The sequence below is a fragment of the Dyadobacter sp. CY261 genome (genome assembly GCF_021440085.1).
Classification (GTDB): domain Bacteria; phylum Bacteroidota; class Bacteroidia; order Cytophagales; family Spirosomataceae; genus Dyadobacter.
Window position 1 is genome coordinate 419,133 of the sequence record NZ_JAKCPW010000004.1, and the last position, 17,669, is coordinate 436,801.

Below are 17,669 nucleotides of genomic sequence, written 5' to 3' on the forward strand. Positions count from 1 at the left end.
GACACCAACTGTATGATCCTTGATAATTTTAAATCGGTCATTTCAAAGTACGATGTGATTTTCTTTGATGCATTCGGCGTGCTTAAAACATATAACGGGCTGATCCCCGGCATTGAAAACACATTTGCCTACCTGCGCGATCATAATAAGGATTTCTACGTCGTGACCAACGACGCATCGCGCAGTCCCGAGCAGCTGGCACAAAGCTATATAAACCTGGGCATCGACGACGTTACACCCGATCGGATCATTTCATCGGGTATGCTGGCGCGGGAATATCTGGACCTGAAAGTGAGAAAGGGAACAGTAGCCTACCTTGGCACGGAAAATTCGGCACATTACATTGCCACATCCGATATCCAGACGCTTTCCATCGGGCAGCTCGACCTCAATGATGTGCAGGATATTAATGCATTGGTATTTCTGGACGACGAAGGTTTCGACTGGAACACAGATCTGACAAGAACCCTCAATTTGCTCCGAAAACGCAATATTCCCGTTATCGTGGCCAATACCGACAAAACCTATCCAGCTTCCAAAAGCCGCCTGTCTATTGCGATCGGCGCATTGGCAAAAATGATCGAGGATACCATCGGCCGGCAGTTTATCCGCTTCGGAAAGCCGGACCCTCAGATGTTTATTTTTGCTTATCAACACATTAAAAACTATCCTAATGTGAGCAAAAAGGACATTTTAATGGTAGGTGATACCCTGCATACCGATATCCTGGGCGGCAATAAGTTCGGCCTCGACACCGCGCTTGTGCTCACGGGTAACACACAGGCCGAAGACGCCGAAGTCCGCATCCGCGCCACGGGCATTATCCCTACCTATATCTGCGTGTCGGCAGTGGTTGAATAAATCAAAACTGTCGCCTGCACATTTCCCTGTCCGCGCCGATGTTCGGTGCGGATTTTTCTACCGGGGCAGCCCGTGCAGAATTTCACGGAATGCACTTTTGCCGACCCGGTTACAGACATATCCATGGATCTCAGGACATTATTCAAGTAATGTAAATTGATTACAAAAGAGGCTTGAACATTATTTGACAGGCATAGTAACGTAATACTCCCTAAACCGCTGATCCTCCTGCTGTGCCTCGACGGCTTTACCAAGCTTTCTGAGCAACACTGCGCGGTTTTGATGGCATTGTCCGGCTACGGGGGAATCGGGGAAGGAGCGGGCCGAGCGTGTGAAAAGTTCGTAGGACTCCCGCAGCAATGCGGTATCCTTTTTGGTCACAAATACATTTCCTTCTTCAAAATCCTGCCGCCAGCGCCTGGCAGTGGGCGTCATACGCTCGGCTTCCTGGAAAACCTTGAATGCAGGGATAACCGGTACTTCTGAATTCTTTGCTGCGATCGGGGCTACTGGCTTTGCAAAAAATGCGATAATGGCCTCCGTGTAGGCGACAGCTTCCTGGCGGTTGTGTTCAGGCTGCTTCAAACGTTGCTCTTCGGAGGGATTCGTAAAAAAGGAAGCTTCTGCCAAAACCGCCGGTATGCCGTAGGTATTGCGCAAAACAGAAGCACCTGCGTCGGCAAAAATCGTAAAATCCGACACCAGCGAAACGGGCGTATGGGGTTTGTGTAAATGTTTGAGCAGCTGCGCAGCGAGTTCTTTGCCAAAATCCACACTCGCTACATTTTCAGACATGTTTCCATGAAAGTAAATAATCGGGAAGTTTACCGACGAGTCGGCGGTTGCATTGTGATGAATGGAAACAAAAAGATTGGCCTTGCGGTCGTTCGCCAGTTTGGCGCGGTCGGGCAGCGGTACCTGCTGATCTTCAATGCGCGTCATAAGCACTTTCGCGCCTTTCCTTTCCAGCATTTTTTGTAATAATAACCCCACTCGAAGGTTGATCCATTCCTCCCGCTCCCCACCAGGCCCGACGCGGTAACTGTCGGTAGCTGCCGTGCCGCCATGGCCGGGATCGATGCAAATGGTTTTGCCTTTCAAAGGCTTTCGTCGTGACTGTGCAACTACAACAGACGTAATGCCTGCGAGCAATACAAGGGTTAGGAGAATACGGTTCATGCGGATTATTATAATAGGTTCATAAATTAGGAATGATCAGGCGGTTGCGCAAGCCTTCCAGCCGGTTTCCCGGGTTTATCCATTTTCGTGCTATTTTTGTCTAAAAATTTCACTTACTCAAAGCACACACTTTATGCTTGCTAAAACCTACGGAAGCGCCGTGTTCGGTGTCGACGCGACCATCATAACCATCGAAGTAAATGTTGGCCAGGGCCTCGGATTCTACATGGTCGGCCTCGCCGATAGCGCTGTAAAAGAAAGCCAGCAACGTGTCGAAGCGTCACTAAAACACTTCGGCTTTAAAATGCCGCGACAAAAACTGGTTGTGAACCTGGCACCTGCCGACATCCGTAAAGAAGGCTCCGCGTACGACCTCCCCATTGCCATTTGCACATTACAATGTTCCGATCAGCTTGTCTGCGTCCGCAGCACAGAGGATTACATCATCCTCGGTGAACTCTCACTCGATGGCATTCTCCGGCCCATCAAAGGCGTCCTGCCTATCGCGATCGAAGCGCGCAAGCAAGGCTTTAAAGGCATTGTGTTACCCGCAGAAAATGCACATGAGGCAGCAATTGTCAACAACCTCGACGTTATCCCTGTTGAAACGCTGGCAATGGCGATCGAGTTTTTCAAGGGTACCCGCGATATCGAGCCCCTGCGTATCGATACGCGCGACCTCTTTTTCTCTTCCCAAAGTGAGTATGAAGCCGATTTTGAGCATGTGCAGGGCCAGGAAAATATCAAACGTGCGTTGGAGATCACCGCGGCAGGCGGGCATAATGCCATCATGATAGGTCCGCCGGGAGCGGGTAAAACAATGCTGGCGAAACGCATTCCCAGTATTTTACCGCCGCTAAGTCTGCCCGAAGCACTGGAAACGACTAAAATTCATTCGGTAGCAGGTAAATTAGGCAGGCAGGCCACACTGGTCTCGCGCCGACCCTTCCGCTCACCGCACCATTCAATCAGTGACGTCGCATTGGTGGGAGGCGGCAGCTATCCTCAGCCGGGAGAAATATCGTTGGCGCACAATGGTGTACTTTTTCTCGATGAGCTGCCTGAATTCAAAAGAACCGTGTTAGAAGTAATGCGCCAGCCGCTGGAAGAACGGAAAGTAACCATTTCAAGGGCCAAAATGGCGGTTGAATTTCCCTCGAACTTCATGCTTATTGCCAGCATGAATCCTTGCCCGTGTGGCTACTACAATCACCCTGAAAAAGACTGCGTCTGCGGCCCGGGCGTCGTTCAAAAATACCTCAACAAAATCAGCGGTCCACTGCTCGATCGCATTGATTTACACGTGGAAGTGACGCCCGTTTCTTTCGACCAGATTTCCTCCACCCGCAAGTCCGAAAGCAGCGAACAGATCCGGGAGCGCGTCATCCAAGCCCGCCAGCGCCAGACGGAGCGGTTCAGAGATCACAGGGAAATTTACTCCAACGCGATGATGACGCCTGAAATGGTGAAACAGATCTGCATTATCGAAGACGCCGGCAAAATGCTCCTCCGCAAAGCCATGGAACGCCTCGGCCTCTCCGCCCGTGCCTACGACCGTATCCTCAAAGTATCCCGCACCATCGCCGACCTGGCCGATAGCGAAGACATTAAAGTCGAACATTTGGCAGAGGCGATTCAATACCGGAGTTTGGACCGGGAGAATTGGGCCGGGTGACACCGCCAATAGTCTATCTTTTAACCTTAAACTTATTAAATTTGGAAACACTACAATTGACAAAAGAGATGAGTAACCGTATGGTCTCAGAAATTATGAATGTGCCGGATGCTTATCTGGTACTTGGCGCGGTGCAAAAAGCGCTTGATGAGGAGCGGAAGACTAGGTTGAAATTCTATAATGACATTACCGAGCAGGAGAAAGTGGAATTTATTAATGGCAAGATTGTGGTTCACTCCCCGGTTAAAATGAAGCATAATAAAGCTTCGTTAAGACTGGCTCAGCTTCTGAACATTTATGTTTGCAGACATAATCTGGGTTTTGTTGGAATAGAAAAGATTATGATCACGCTGACCAGAAACGATAATGAACCTGACATTTGCTTTTTTCGCAAAGACAAGACCATTATGCTCACAGCCGATCAAACTCTTTTCCCCGCGCCGGATTTGATTGTGGAAGTGCTCTCTGCATCAACGGAAGCCCGTGACCGCGGCGTAAAGTTTGACGATTACCAAGCACACGGAATTGAGGAATATTGGATCATAGATCCAGAGAACGAAACACTCGAACAGTACCACCTCGTCGGCGAAGAATATAAGCTGATTCTTAAAGCGCCTAGTAATGACGTATCAAGCTTCGCAGTCGAAGGCTTCCGGATCCCCATTCGCGCCATTTTCGACGATGCCGAGAATCTGAAAGCCATTCAAAATCTATAATATCCTACTTAAAGTTCCTCTACACTTACCCCGCCCAGCTCCTGAAAGAGCGTCTGCCAGTAATGCGTCACGTGCGGGTTATTTTCCTTGCTTGAGGCTGTCGGTTCAAATGGGGATACAATAGTGACCTGTGGAGAACCAATGGCGTAGCGATCGAGCTTTTTGGTGTCTGCTTTGGCATCCGTTTCTGCCTCCGCGTCGCTTTTGGGCGGATTGATGTGAAAATCGCGGCGGTCGGCACCTTTGACACTTTCTACCATATCGCTGAAATAATACACCTTTACGTCCGAACCGCTTTCACCAGCTTTGGCAATGACTGGCAAACTGGCCCAGATGTCGGTCGATTGATTCGATGCACCGGTATTCTGTTGGTTGAGTTTGCCAAGCAACTGACGTAGATAAATGCCTTTTTCCTTTTGCAAAGCCAGTTGAAATGTGGTTTCGATGCTTTCACGGTCGGTAGCGTTCGCGCCTTCCAGATTATCCCTTTCACTCCGTACTGTCAGGGACAGCGCGCGGGCTTTGGAGGTGTTTTCGTGGATGAAATATACTTCCAGTTTGTCCCCCTTGTTTTTCATATTGTTTTCGATGATATCGGTCAGCGCCTGGCGGTATTTCTCATTCACATATTGCTTGTCCACATGCACGCTTTGCGTTTTGTCGAGAAATACCAGTGTGTAAAGCGGCGCATCGGGAGCTGCCTGGGTAGCTTCTTTTTCGCCTCCGCAAGAAAATATCGTCAGGAACATTGCTGCGAGCAGCAGGCGACTGGCCTGCGCCCCGAGTTTGCTGAAAAAAGGGGGATGGGTCTGCTGATTCATAAATGGATTTTATTTTGGCTAAACTAATCGGTTCACAAATGTTACACAACGCCAAACGGTGGCTATACGCATTTATTTTAGTACAAAAAGAAAACCCTTCAAAACGTGTGCCTTGAAGGGTTTTCTTGAATGCTAAATTTGATTGTTATTGCTGCTTTGCCTGCTGCTGGATCATTGTTACCAGTTCTTCAGAAATACCGGTGGATGAATAACCGCCATCGTGATAGAGGTTTTGCATGGTCACAAAGCGGGTAAGGTCGGAGAACAATGTGATCGCGTAATTCGCGCAATCGTCTGCCGAAGCATTGCCCAGCGGGCTCATTTTTTCTGCAAAATCATAGAATGCGTCGAAGCCTTCGATACCCGATCCTGCCTTCGTTTTGGTAGGAGACTGAGAAATCGTGTTTACGCGCACATTTTTGGCTTTTCCGTAACGGTAACCATAACTGCGGGCGATGCTTTCGAGCATGGCCTTAGCTTCGGCCATATCATTGTAAAAAGAGTACGTTCTCTGGGCTGCAATGTAGGATAATGCCACAACCGATCCCCAATCGTTGATTGCATCGAGCTTTTCAGCTACCTGCAGGAACTTGTGCAGTGAAAGGGCCGAAATGTCCACGCCTTTCTGAAACCACTCGTAGTTCAGATCTCCGTAGGATTTGCCTTTGCGTACGTTCAACGACATTCCGATCGAGTGCAACACGAAGTCGATTTTGCCGCCCAGGATCTCGGTCGATTTGGTAAAGAGGTTTTCGATATCTTCCAGGGAAGTAGCATCGGCAGGGATGATCTCGGCTTCGCATTGCTTCGCCAGCTCATTGATAGCCCCCATACGCATCGCGATAGGCGCGTTGGTCAGCACAAACGTGGCACCTTCTTCTTTTGCTTTCAGCGCTACTTTCCAGGCAATGGAATTTTCATCCAATGCTCCCGATATAATTCCTCTTTTTCCTTTTAATAAACCGTAAGCCATGTTTCCTTTTATTGTTGATTAATTCGGATGTCCGTTCAAGGCGGCAAAGTAAAGCATTTTTGACGGCTTTAACCACAATTCCCCCGCTTCCAATGCCCGTTGCGTATCCGTTCAAGGCTGTGCAACAGGCTTTTCTACTGGTTTCATATGCAGCTTTTCCTGAAAAAACCGGTCTGTGGCCTCGTACACACTCTGGAAGTCCTTCGAGCGCAGGTGTGACGCAATCACGTGATCGCCGCTTTCGGGGAATGCCTTTTCTTCTTTCAGCTCAGCAGGCGTGCCCAGCCCTTCAAACATTTTGCGTATCGCCTTCACCGACACCACTTTATCCTGTTCCTCTTCGTTTTTGTAATAGTAACCCACAAATACCGGCATTTTCACCTCCTCATATATCTCCGGGCGGGCAATGGCGTCGATCATCTGCTGCAATGTCGTAAGTCCGTTTGTATGATATCCCTGCAACCAGAATTGTGCCTGAGCGGGAATAGAGTCCTTACCCATATTATGCGTGCCCATTACATTACGTAAAATTTGTTGCCCCCACGGCCCCGTTACGAGCTTCATAGAAGGGTTTGCAATGGCCATACATGGCGAATAAAGCACCAGTGCGTTGATTTCGGGATGCGTGGCCGCCAAATATACCGATAACAATCCTCCCGCCGAAGTCCCGATCACGATCACGCTATCGCCCAACACTTTTCCGATTGCCAGCGCCCTTTTAGCTCCGGCAAGAAAATTGGCGGGCGTGAGGTCGTCGAATGCATTGGTGTCGGCGATACCGGCGTCGTGCATACGCGAGAGATAGAGATTGGCTCCATATCTCTTCGCAAGGTCCTTGTGGACAGGATCACCTTCTGCCCAGCTGGCACCGAAACCATGTATATATACGACGCTGTATGTCGTTTTTTGTTTCAAACTGTCATTTGCCCATACAATTCGTGCTTCATTGTCGGGTTTTAGCAACCGGGTGGCTTTCTCCTTGCGGTTTATGTCTTCTTCCAAACTGACAAGGTCGCCGGTTATCGTTGGCAAAACGGGTGTAAGATGTGCTTCGGGCACTTTCGGGCCGGAAATGAACACCACACCGAGGATCACGAGGATCGCAGCGACCCAGAGGATGAATTTTAACATTTTTTATGAGTTAAGAAGGTTTTAGAGATACGAAAGATCGCTAGTTTTATCGGGTTAATTTACGCATGATGTAACCATTCAGCAAATTCTGTTATTCCTGCGCCTCTAACCGATCTACCTGATTTACGATGCCCAATCTTTTACTCGTTGAAGATGACGCCAACCTTGGGATGCTTCTTCAAGAATATCTGACCGATAAAGGCTTTCCTACCGACCTTGCTACTGATGGGCAAAAGGGCTGGCAACATTTTGTTGATAAAGAATATGACCTGTGTATTTTCGATGTGATGATGCCCAAAAAGGATGGGTTCTCCTTGGCTAAGGAAGTCAGAATGAGCGGACGTGATGTCCCCATCATCTTCCTGACGGCCAAATCGATGAAAGAAGATACGATGCAGGGCTTCCGGGTGGGTGCCGATGATTATGTTACCAAGCCATTCGACCGTGAAGAATTATTAATGCGCATTCAGGCCATATTACGCCGTTATGCCCGTCAGACGGACCAGCAGGAGGATACCAAAGTATTTCAAATCGGAAAGTATAGCTTTGATTATAATCACCAGCAATTATCTATCGGCGAAAATTCCGCACGTTTGACGAGCAAGGAATCAGAATTGCTTCGCTTGTTTTGCCAAAGTTTAAACCAACCCATCAGCCGCAGCTTCGCGCTCAAAACCATTTGGGGCGACGATTCCTATTTCAATGCAAGAAGTATGGATGTTTACATTACCAAACTCCGCAAATACCTTCGCGAAGACCCCTCGATACAGATTATGAATCTGCATGGGGAGGGGTTTAAGTTGATGGTGGGGTAGAAAGGGGAGAAGGGATGAAAGGTGGATGGAAGAGGGGTTACAAATGCAGGGTTAGGTAAGAAAAGGAGGGGTTTGGGAAACTCTCGTTTTCTTTGTGTCGTTTTTCCTTTGATATTTCTTTCTGATTCCCTTTAAAAGCCGACGGCCCAGTGCTGATCGCCGAATACCAAATGATCCAATTATCCCGTCGTCCGCGACGCAATAGAAAGTCCGCCGGTGTGCGTGATCTGGTTCAGGAAACCAATTTGCAGGTGTCTGATTTCATTTTCCCCATGTTTGTCGTAGAAGGAACGCGGCAGAAATCGGAGGTCAAATCAATGCCTGGCATTTACCGCTACTCGCTCGATAACCTGCTCGAAGAACTCAAAGAAGTGACCGACCTGGGAATCAAAGCCATTGATCTTTTCCCCAATTATCCGGAACGCAAGAAGGACCGTTTTGCATCCGAGAGCTATCACCCAGACACTTTTTACCTAAAAGCTATCACTGCCATTAAAGAACAGTTCCCCGAACTTGTGATCATGACCGACGTGGCTATGGACCCATATAGTTCCGATGGTCATGACGGACTGGTGGAAAACGGTAAGATAATGAACGACGCCACGTTAGAAATTTTGGCAAATATGTCGCTGGCCCAGGCCAAAGCCGGTGCTGACATTCTCGGCCCCAGCGATATGATGGATGGCCGTATAGGTTACATTCGCCGACATCTGGATGCGCACGGCTTTACGGATGTAAGCATTATGTCCTATTCTGCCAAATATGCCAGCGCATTTTATGGCCCCTTCCGTGATGCATTGGAATCGGCTCCGAAGTTTGGGGACAAAAAAACTTACCAAATGAACCCTGCCAATAAGCGTGAGGCATTGCTCGAAGCCCAACTGGACTTCGAAGAAGGTGCGGACATGCTCATGGTTAAACCCGCATTGTCGTACCTGGACATTATCCGCTTGCTGGACGAAAATTTCGACATTCCAATCGCTGCTTACAACGTGTCAGGTGAATACGCGATGGTTAAAGCAGCCGCACAAAACGGTTGGCTTGATGGCGAACGTGCCATGATGGAAGTACTTACGAGTATTCGACGTGCCGGTGCCAAATGCATTCTGACTTACTTCGCGAAAGAAGCAGCCGTGATATTGAACAAACGGTAACGAATTCCAAAATCTGTCATATAGTAATGTGAAGATGTCTGATTATCTTACATCTTCACATTTTCTTTTTGTATCATTCAACAACAGTCATGAAATTATCATTACTTCTGCTACCACTCGGGCTTGCATTAACCCTCCCCGGTACGGCACAAAAAAAGAATTCGTCATTGCCTGAATTCCAGATCAAAAAATCGGAACCTGAGGCGCACATGCGGTTTTTGGCAGGCGATGAGCTCATGGGCAGGCGAACCGGCGAGCAGGGGAACTTCGTGGCAGCCCGCTACATTGCCGAGCAATTCCGGAAATTGGGTGTAGTGCCTGTACCTGGCAATACCGAAAGCGGTACTTCGAGCTACTTCCAGCGAGTACCATTTGAAAAAATGGGCGCTAATGGCGCGGGCGAAATTGCTGCGGACGCCGAAATTATGAAAAGCGGCACCGACTGGCTCCTTATGGCCGGAGAAGCCGCCGATCTGAAAGCGCCTATCGTTTACGCGAGTTTTGGTCTGGAAAATACGACTAAAAGTTGGGACGACTATAAGGGTCTGGATGTAAAAGGCAAGATCGTGTTGGTGGAGAGCGGAACGCCGGAAACACAAACGCCCTCGGAAATCTTTGCTACTTCTGCCGAAAAACGCAAAATAGCGATGGACAAAGGTGCCATTGCGGTAATCGAGCTATTCAACGCGCCGGTGCCCTGGAATGTCGTAAGCAAGTTTTTTTCAGGTGAGAAAATTTCGCTGGCCGAGGGCTCTGATGCCAAAACGATCCCGCACGCGTGGGTGAATGGCAAGGAAGCCAAATATGCACGTGCACTCCGCGCAGTCAAAGAAGTAACTTTTAAAACTTCCGGAAGAGTAGCAAAGCCGATTTACAGCTACAATGTGGCTGGATACATTCCTGGAAGTGACCCCAAACTGAAAGAAGAATACATTCTGCTTTCCGCGCATTATGATCATGTGGGTGTGGGTAAACAGGGCGGACAGACCTATACGCCCGAGGACAGCATTTTCAACGGTGCCCGCGACAACGCATTCGGTACCACCGCATTGTTGACTGCCGCGGAAGCATTGGCCAAAAACCCGCCGAAGCGTTCGATCGTCCTTGTAGCCTTGACTGGCGAGGAAGTGGGCCTGCTTGGCAGCAAATACTATGCTTCCCACCCGATCATGCCTTTGAATAAATGCATTTTCAACATGAACTCCGACGGCGCAGGTTATAACGACACCACGATCGTATCGGTAATGGGCCTCGACCGCACCGGCGCACGCGTGGAGATCGAGACTGCCTGCAAAGCATTTGGCCTGGGTATTTTTGCCGATCCATCTCCTGAGCAGGGGCTTTTTGATCGGTCGGATAACGTTAGTTTTGCCAAAGAAGGTATCCCGGCACCGACCTTCACACCAGGCTTCAAGGAATTCAATGGGGATATCATGAAAAATTATCACCAGGTAACTGATAATCCTGAAACCATAGATTTCAACTATTTGCTGAAATTCAGCCAGGCATATACTTACGCCACCCGGTTAATTGCCGATCGTAAAGCCGCACCGCAGTGGAGCGCTGGCGATAAATACGAACCGGCTGCCAAGAAGTTGTACGGAAAGTAATTGATAAGTTATAAGTTAAAAAGGCCTCTGAAGTGATTCAGAGGCCTTTTTGCTTATTTCGAATTGTAGAAACGAACAAGGCCCGTGACTTGCGCCTCATCCTTGAAATCCAGGTTATGTTCTTTTACAAATTGTTCGATATCCGCCTTCTTGTCAGCTAAGAGCGGCAGCAGGCTTTTTTTGCTCAAACTTATTTTCTGCGCTCCGGAATCCGTCAGCAGATAATACTCTGATGTAAGTCGTACGATCGTATTTTTTTCTCCCGTTCCAAATCCGGGGTTATAGTTCGGCTTGGTGATCTTCGGTTTGTAGGCCCTCACAAACGAAATCTTCCCAGAGGCCAGCAATGCACCAAACCCTTTCAGCTCACCCTTCGGATCACGCGCCGCGAGATTAACGTATTCGACAGCTCCCACCCCATTGTCGGTTTTGAAACTTTTCAATTGGCTCCCACGGATCACCCTGACGTCCTTCTTGGCCTTGTCGGCCAGCACTTCCAGCTCGTCGTTGAGGACATTGTAACGTATATCGACGCCTGCAATGGTATCTGATTCATGGCCACCTATTTGCGCGACGGCCTTTGCCAATTTCACGTTTCCTTCACGCCAGAGTGAATCGATATAGAAATCGCCGACAACTCCCGAAGTATTGGTTGGCGAAGTCCAGAAGACCCCCGACCTCGGTGCATTCAGCCCTGTTCCGGTATTAATCCCGACCTTCGTGCCTTCGCTAACCTGCGCGAGGCAGCCTAGTGGTAACAGTCCGATCAGACTTATCGTACATAATATCTTCCCTATCATTATCTGGCTCCCGGAGGGCAGTTCTTTTTTAAATAATCCGTAAACAGCGATTTCAAATGCTGCGAAGTTCCGGCCCCTTCCGAAATGCTATGAGAGCGGTTTGGATAAGGCATGAACTGGAACACCTTGTTAGCCCTGATCAGCTCATTGACCAGCATTTCGGCATTCTGATAATGCACATTATCGTCGCCGGTGCCGTGGATGTACAGCAAGTTACCTCGCAGGTTTTTGGCATAAGTGATGGGCGAACCAGCGACGAAATCTTCGAGATTTTCCTTCGGAATGCCCATGTATCGCTCCTGGTAAATGTTGTCGTAAGTAAGCTGGTTAGCCACTGCGGCCACTGCGATACCGGTTTTGAAATGGTGCGGATATTGGAAAAGCAGGTTCAAAGTCGACGAACCTCCACCGCTCCACCCGTGTACGGCCACGCGACTAGTATCGATGAACGCAAATTGTTTGAACATTGCGGTAGCTGCACCGTCCATATCCTTGATATTAAGCCGACCCAGCTTACGGTAGATCGCCTTACGCCACTTTGCTCCCTTAGGTGAAGGCGTGCCACGGTTATCGATGGAGGCGTAAATGTAGCCGTCGTCGGCCATGCTGCCTTTGTATAAACTGCTCTTTCCAGTTCCCCAAACATCTTTTACGGTACTTCCGGCAGCTTCTCCATACACCGTAAATACGATCGGGTATTTTTTGTTGGCATCAAAATTCGTCGGCTTCACCATCCAGGCGTCCACTTCTACACCTTCCTCCGTTTTCACCCTAAAAAACTCGATATTGATTTTGGAAGCATTGATCTTGTCCTTCGATTGTGCAATGGAGTTGTTCGGATCGATTGAGACATGTTTCGGCAACGAAAGCCATTCTACCAATGGAGAAGTTTTGGCGTTCGAAAACTGGTGTCTTCCGAATTTGGCGAGAGGCGAGATGTCGTAACTGTGCGTTCCCGACTGATCGGCAGGTGTAATGCGCACCGGCGTGCCTTTGCCGTCGAGGGAAGCCTTGTACAGGTAGTTTTGTGTCGCATTGTCGGGCGAGGCCATGAAGTAGTAAGCATTGCTCTTTTCATCGATCCGCACGGGGCTGATCATGTCAAAATTCCCAACGGTGAGCAATGTTTCCTTCTTTCCGTCGCGGCTGATGCGGTAGGTGTGGCGCCAGCCATCTTTTTCGCTTACCCACAAAAACTCTTTACCACCATTGATCCAGTCCCAACCTACCGGATCGTTTTCCCAACGGCTCTTAATATCGATCCACGCTTCGTCTTTTTCTGTATAAAATGGCTTTGCGCTTCCGTCAGTGGTATTGATGTACATTAATGTGCTTTCGTTTTGCCTACGGTTCAGCTGCTGTATCACAAGCTCGTTCGGTAAGCCCGACCATTCCATACGCGGTACGTAAGTATTTTGCGGGTCGCCGGGAATGTTCATCCACTTCGTTTGGGCCGAAGCAACGTCCACCACGCCGATTTTGTATGGCGAAGGCGTTTCGCCTACTTTCGGATATTCGACGGGCACATTGAATGAGTAAATGGAATCCGTCGTATTGATCATCAGGAAATTACGGATCTTGCGCGCGTCGAGCTGCCAGTAGGCGATGGATTTGCTGTCGTCGCTCCAACGGAAACCGTCACGGCAGTCGAACTCCTCTTCATACACCCAGTCAAAAGTCCCGTTGATCACCCGGTCAGTCCCGTCGGTAGTGAGCGGTTTGACGGTATTGGCTGCAAGGTCTTCCACATAAACATTATGGTTGCTTACATAAGCGACTTTCTTGCCATCCGGCGAGAATTTCGCAAACATCAGCGACGATTCCGGAAGGTCTTTTCCTAGTTGCTTCAAAGTTTTGGAGGTAATATCGAATACCCAGTAATCCCCGCGGGTATCGTACCGCCACACACGCTTTGAATTGGTATAAACCAACACCTTATCCCCGGCTTTGCTCATGGTGTAGCTCCGGATCGGTAATGCATTACCACCCTGAGGGGTCAGCTGGGCCGACGAAACGATGATTTTTTCCTGATAGGCGGGTAATGTTACCTCCACGATCTCGCCTTCGCTTACGTCGCGGAAGCCGCTGCCGTCGGGTAACCACTGGAATGTGCCCGGAATCTGCGCAAAAAGCTGAAAAGAAAGGATTGTTAATGAAAGTGTCCTGATTACTTGCTTCATAAGAGCCTTTAAAAATTAGTACGACAACTATATGAGTGCAATTTTAACATTTTAATTACTTTTTTACACCTTCATCACCGCTTCCCTTTGGTTTTGAGCGTCTTTGTTTTTTCAATGCCTCGCTCAGCAAAAACTCGATCTGCCCGTTCAGACTGCGAAAATCCTGCTGTGCCCAAGTTTCAAGTTCCCGCAGCATATCAGGATTAATCCGCAATACGAATGCTTTTTTCTCCGCCATATTATGGATACAGGGTACCGGCGTTCAAGATGGGTGTCGCCGCTTTCTCACCACACAAAACTACCAACAAATTGCTCACCATCGCCGCCTTGCGCTCCTCGTCAAGCTGGACAATGCCCTTCTCTGAAAGCATGGCCAACGCCATATCCACCATACCAACCGCGCCATTCACGATTTGGCGACGGGCCGCGACCACCGCCGATGCCTGCTGACGCTGCAGCATTGCGCCTGCGATCTCAGGTGCGTACGCAAGGTGACTGATCCGCGATTCGAGCACATCGATCCCTGCACGGCTTAACCGCTCGGTGAGCTCGGCTTCTAGCATTTCGTTGATCTTACCGCTGCCGTCGCGCAGGGTCACTTCCTGAATGTTGGCTTCCTCGTCTTCCATCGAATCATAGGCGTAAATGCCCGCCAAGTGCCGCACCGCCGCCTCTGACTGTATTTCCACATATTTTACATAGTCATCTACCTCAAAAGATGACTTGGCCGTATCGCCAACCCGCCATACAACCACCGCTGCGATTTCGATGGGGTTACCGAGCTTGTCATTCACTTTGAGTTTCTGGCCGTTCAGGTTGCGTGCGCGGAGGCTGATTTTCTTTCTGCGAAAAAGCGGGTTCACCCAGCGTAAACCATTCTGCTTCATCGTCCCCATATAGTCACCAAAAAACGTCGTTACGACAGCCTCATTTGGGTTAATGACTGTCAGGCCGATCAAAGTGATAAACCCGATCGCGCTAATAAGACCTCCCGTAAGCGGGTTCCCTCCCGAGAAGATACTCACAAAGCCGCCAAACAGCAGCAGTAGGCCGATCACAAACAGCAGATAGCCGGACATGGAGCGTAATTCTTTTTCGATCATAGTTGGTTTATTTTTGATATTAGATTGATATCACAATATTATCAAACTCCTTACAACTTCTTAGGATATTTGGGACAAAAAAATTCCCGGAGCCGGTAACCGGCTTCGGGAAGGGACAAGTGGTAGAACCTGTTAAATTATCTGTATTGAACAATGCGCTGAGTTTCCATCTGAAAATTAATTGGCACATTGTATTTAACCTTTACTTTCTCACCCCGCAGCTCCCCGGGTTCCCACTTTCCGTTCATTAACTTAACCACGCGTAGCGCTTCCTCGTCGAGGCCATAACCCACCCTGTTTTCGACTTTATAGTCACACATTGAGCCATCTTCACAAACCACAAAAGAAAGCATTACGCGACCTGTAACACCATTTTTCGCGGCAGTCGGCGGATAGCGGATATTTGATGCAAGAAATTTGTAAAATTCTTTGATACCACCCTTAAACTCGGGTTGGATCTGTGGCTTGGCATATTCCGTTTTTTCACCGTTTACCCATGCTACGCCGCTTTTGAACTGTCCCAAATCATAAATTTCCTCGTAGTATTGCGTGCTATCGGCCAGCTTCCCGATCCATTTTCCATCTTTGATACCATCCACAACCTTCCCTTGCTCGAAAAGCCATTTACCGTGCGGCGTTTCCCCGACAGCGCGCCAATAGCCATCTCCGTTCTTCACATATTGGGTTCCATCAGGCCCCCAGGCATTCATCAGGTATGGATTGTCCTTCACACCCATTTTGTTTATCGGGAAATCCCGGTGGGCCCGTATTTGCCCGTTGGGGTCCCAGTAAACGTCCGTAACGAGCGAATCGGTCAGGAGTTGCTGGCGCCTTACCATGCCATTTAGGTCATAATCCTTGATAAGCGATGCTTTTCCATTCACTCCGTAGTCTGTATACGAAAGCTTACGGCCATCGGAGTTGAATGTAACCTCTGCTGCGTGACTGCCTTCATTGTAATCACGTGCGGAAATCCGGTATGCAGGAATTGAATCGGCATTCGGGTTTACAAAACGCGATTTATAGCGAATTTGCGTTTTGGCAAATTTGGCTTCGCCCAGCTTTTTCCATTTTTTACCTTTTAACTCATCATAAGCGACATTTCCCGATACAAAACCACGGTCATCCACAGGTAGCGTGCGGCGGTATTCCGCAATTGTAGAATCAGCCGCGGGATTAAATTGCTTATCAAAATAATCGACGAACGCATGCCGCGCAGCATTATATCCCGGCTTTGCATTTGCTTTAAATGTCACCGGAAAAAACACTGCTTGCGATACGCGCTCACCTGCAACCATAGCCGGCCTCCAGCCACGATAAAGAGCCAATACACGCACGGCCTCAGCATTGCAAAGCGTATCGATGCCTCGCGTAACCTCAATCTGGTTCATGCTGCCATCGGGTTGCACGACACCCTTAAGATAGACTCTGCCATTCACCCCTTCCACAGAGGATTTGAAAGGAATTTCGAGGTTGGAATTAATGAACTGATTGAGCGCAACAAGCCCCCCGCCAGGCTCCGCCTGTTTCTCTACTTCATGTGGTAAGTATACTTTTTGCGCAAAACCGGGGGCACTAAGAAACAATAGAAGAGTGAGTAGCTTTTTCATTGGGTTGATGAGTTATGATAACAGTAAAAATGGATATTTTCTTTTAAATAAACTCATAGTTACTCTGCAAATATTTCAAAATCGTTTTGTAGAACTAATTTTGATAATAAACTTAACTTACTGATAACCTGCGAATAATATCCAGTTAATATAAAATGAGAAAATTTGTATCATGGGAGATACAACTCACTTTCGGACTATCATCATTTCTGACATTCACCTCGGAGCAGGAGGTTCAAAAGCAGAAGAAGTCACCAACTTTCTGAAAAGCTACTCTTGTAAAAAGCTGATCCTGAATGGCGACATTATCGACGCGTGGCAACTGAAAAAGTATGGTGTGTGGAAACGCAAACATACGCTGTTTTTCAAGCGCGTTCTGAAAATGATAGAAGAAAACAACACGAAAGTGATCTATATCCGCGGTAATCATGACGATTTTCTGGATCAGATCATACCCCTGCGCCTCGGCAAACATTTCCAAATCCGTAAGGACTATGTGCTGACATCGGGCACGCAACGGTTCTACGTTACCCACGGCGATGTTTTCGATTCGATTACTACACATTTAAAATGGCTCGCTTACCTGGGCGATATTGGCTATACGTTCCTGTTGTGGGTCAATAAATTTTACAATAGATACCGTGCATGGCGTGGCCTCTCCTATTACTCTTTGTCTCAACGTGTGAAGCAATCGGTGAAAATGGCTGTCAATTACATGACTGACTTCGAGGAAAAGCTCACCGAACTCGCCCGCTCGCGCAATTGCGACGGCGTAATATGTGGGCATATTCACCACCCCGCCATTCGGGAGATTGACGGTATCAAATACATGAATTCTGGTGACTGGGTTGAGACTCTGAGCGCATTGGTCGAAGATTTCGATGGCAACTGGAGCCTGCTATACTACGATCAGCAAACGATCGTCGAAAAGCCTGTAAAGAAAGCAAATACCAAAAAAGTCGTTGAAAACTTCCCCGGCATGGAAAAGCAGGTGGCATTCACTGGTTTTCTGACGGGGCGTACACAGCGCTATCTATAATT

The 17,669-nt window shown here is 48.5% G+C and carries 16 protein-coding genes; 7 read left to right on the forward strand and 9 right to left on the reverse strand.

All coding sequences use genetic code 11. The annotated features are described in order from the left end of the window. Positions 1–12 precede the first annotated feature (12 nt). The gene (locus LZD49_RS14410; RefSeq protein ID WP_234668266.1) at positions 13–861 is read left to right on the forward strand and encodes a TIGR01459 family HAD-type hydrolase; all 849 of its coding nucleotides are present in this window, start codon (positions 13–15) and stop codon (positions 859–861) included. A gap of 180 nt (positions 862–1,041) precedes the next feature. Here LZD49_RS14410 and LZD49_RS14415 read toward each other — a convergent pair whose 3' ends face one another. Beyond that, entirely contained in the window at positions 1,042–2,040 is a 999-nt protein-coding gene (locus LZD49_RS14415) for an N-acetylmuramoyl-L-alanine amidase (RefSeq protein WP_234668267.1), read from the reverse strand. Between the two features lie 133 nt (positions 2,041–2,173). Between LZD49_RS14415 and LZD49_RS14420 the strand changes: the two genes are divergently transcribed. Further along, a complete protein-coding gene (locus LZD49_RS14420; protein WP_234668268.1) occupies positions 2,174–3,715 on the forward strand; it encodes a YifB family Mg chelatase-like AAA ATPase in 1,542 nt (513 codons plus the stop codon). 41 nt (positions 3,716–3,756) lie between these two features. Continuing rightward, entirely contained in the window at positions 3,757–4,431 is a 675-nt protein-coding gene (locus LZD49_RS14425) for a Uma2 family endonuclease (RefSeq protein ID WP_234668269.1), read from the forward strand. An 8-nt stretch (positions 4,432–4,439) separates the two neighbouring features. Here LZD49_RS14425 and LZD49_RS14430 read toward each other — a convergent pair whose 3' ends face one another. From LZD49_RS14430 to LZD49_RS14440, 3 genes are all read right to left on the reverse strand, one after another. Further along, positions 4,440–5,252, reverse strand: coding sequence for a hypothetical protein (locus LZD49_RS14430; RefSeq protein ID WP_234668270.1), 813 nt, complete (start codon positions 5,250–5,252; stop codon positions 4,440–4,442). Between the two features lie 145 nt (positions 5,253–5,397). Further along, positions 5,398–6,225: an enoyl-ACP reductase gene (locus LZD49_RS14435; protein WP_234668271.1), complete on the reverse strand. Its 828-nt coding sequence runs from the start codon at positions 6,223–6,225 to the stop codon at positions 5,398–5,400. Positions 6,226–6,336: 111 nt separating this feature from the next. Next, a complete protein-coding gene (locus LZD49_RS14440; protein WP_234668272.1) occupies positions 6,337–7,356 on the reverse strand; it encodes a carboxylesterase in 1,020 nt (339 codons plus the stop codon). Between the two features lie 128 nt (positions 7,357–7,484). Between LZD49_RS14440 and LZD49_RS14445 the strand changes: the two genes are divergently transcribed. From LZD49_RS14445 to LZD49_RS14455, 3 genes are all read left to right on the forward strand, one after another. Further along, positions 7,485–8,171 carry a response regulator transcription factor gene (locus LZD49_RS14445; protein WP_234668273.1) on the forward strand — a complete coding sequence of 229 codons (687 nt, stop codon included), beginning with the start codon at positions 7,485–7,487 and terminating at the stop codon, positions 8,169–8,171. 170 nt (positions 8,172–8,341) lie between these two features. Further along, entirely contained in the window at positions 8,342–9,325 is a 984-nt protein-coding gene (gene hemB / locus LZD49_RS14450; protein WP_234668274.1) for a porphobilinogen synthase, read from the forward strand. Positions 9,326–9,414: 89 nt separating this feature from the next. Then, complete coding sequence (locus LZD49_RS14455) at positions 9,415–10,935, forward strand: M28 family peptidase (RefSeq protein WP_234668275.1); 1,521 nt, start codon at positions 9,415–9,417, stop codon at positions 10,933–10,935. Between the two features lie 53 nt (positions 10,936–10,988). Here LZD49_RS14455 and LZD49_RS14460 read toward each other — a convergent pair whose 3' ends face one another. From LZD49_RS14460 to LZD49_RS14480, 5 genes are all read right to left on the reverse strand, one after another. Next, complete coding sequence (locus tag LZD49_RS14460) at positions 10,989–11,735, reverse strand: hypothetical protein (protein WP_234668276.1); 747 nt, start codon at positions 11,733–11,735, stop codon at positions 10,989–10,991. Next, positions 11,735–13,915: a DPP IV N-terminal domain-containing protein gene (locus tag LZD49_RS14465; protein WP_234668277.1), complete on the reverse strand. Its 2,181-nt coding sequence runs from the start codon at positions 13,913–13,915 to the stop codon at positions 11,735–11,737. The genes LZD49_RS14460 and LZD49_RS14465 overlap by 1 nt, the downstream gene beginning before the upstream one ends. Positions 13,916–13,970: 55 nt before the next feature. Next, entirely contained in the window at positions 13,971–14,153 is a 183-nt protein-coding gene (locus LZD49_RS14470; protein WP_234668278.1) for an Arc family DNA-binding protein, read from the reverse strand. 1 nt (position 14,154) lies between these two features. Further along, positions 14,155–15,018, reverse strand: coding sequence for an SPFH domain-containing protein (locus tag LZD49_RS14475; protein WP_234668279.1), 864 nt, complete (start codon positions 15,016–15,018; stop codon positions 14,155–14,157). Between the two features lie 137 nt (positions 15,019–15,155). Further along, complete coding sequence (locus tag LZD49_RS14480; RefSeq protein ID WP_234668280.1) at positions 15,156–16,628, reverse strand: energy transducer TonB; 1,473 nt, start codon at positions 16,626–16,628, stop codon at positions 15,156–15,158. 172 nt (positions 16,629–16,800) lie between these two features. On the opposite strand from LZD49_RS14480, the gene LZD49_RS14485 reads away from it, so the two are divergent. After that, on the forward strand, positions 16,801–17,667 hold the full coding sequence (locus LZD49_RS14485; RefSeq protein ID WP_234668281.1) for a UDP-2,3-diacylglucosamine diphosphatase: 867 nt from the start codon (positions 16,801–16,803) through the stop codon (positions 17,665–17,667). The last annotated feature ends 2 nt before the right edge of the window (positions 17,668–17,669 follow it).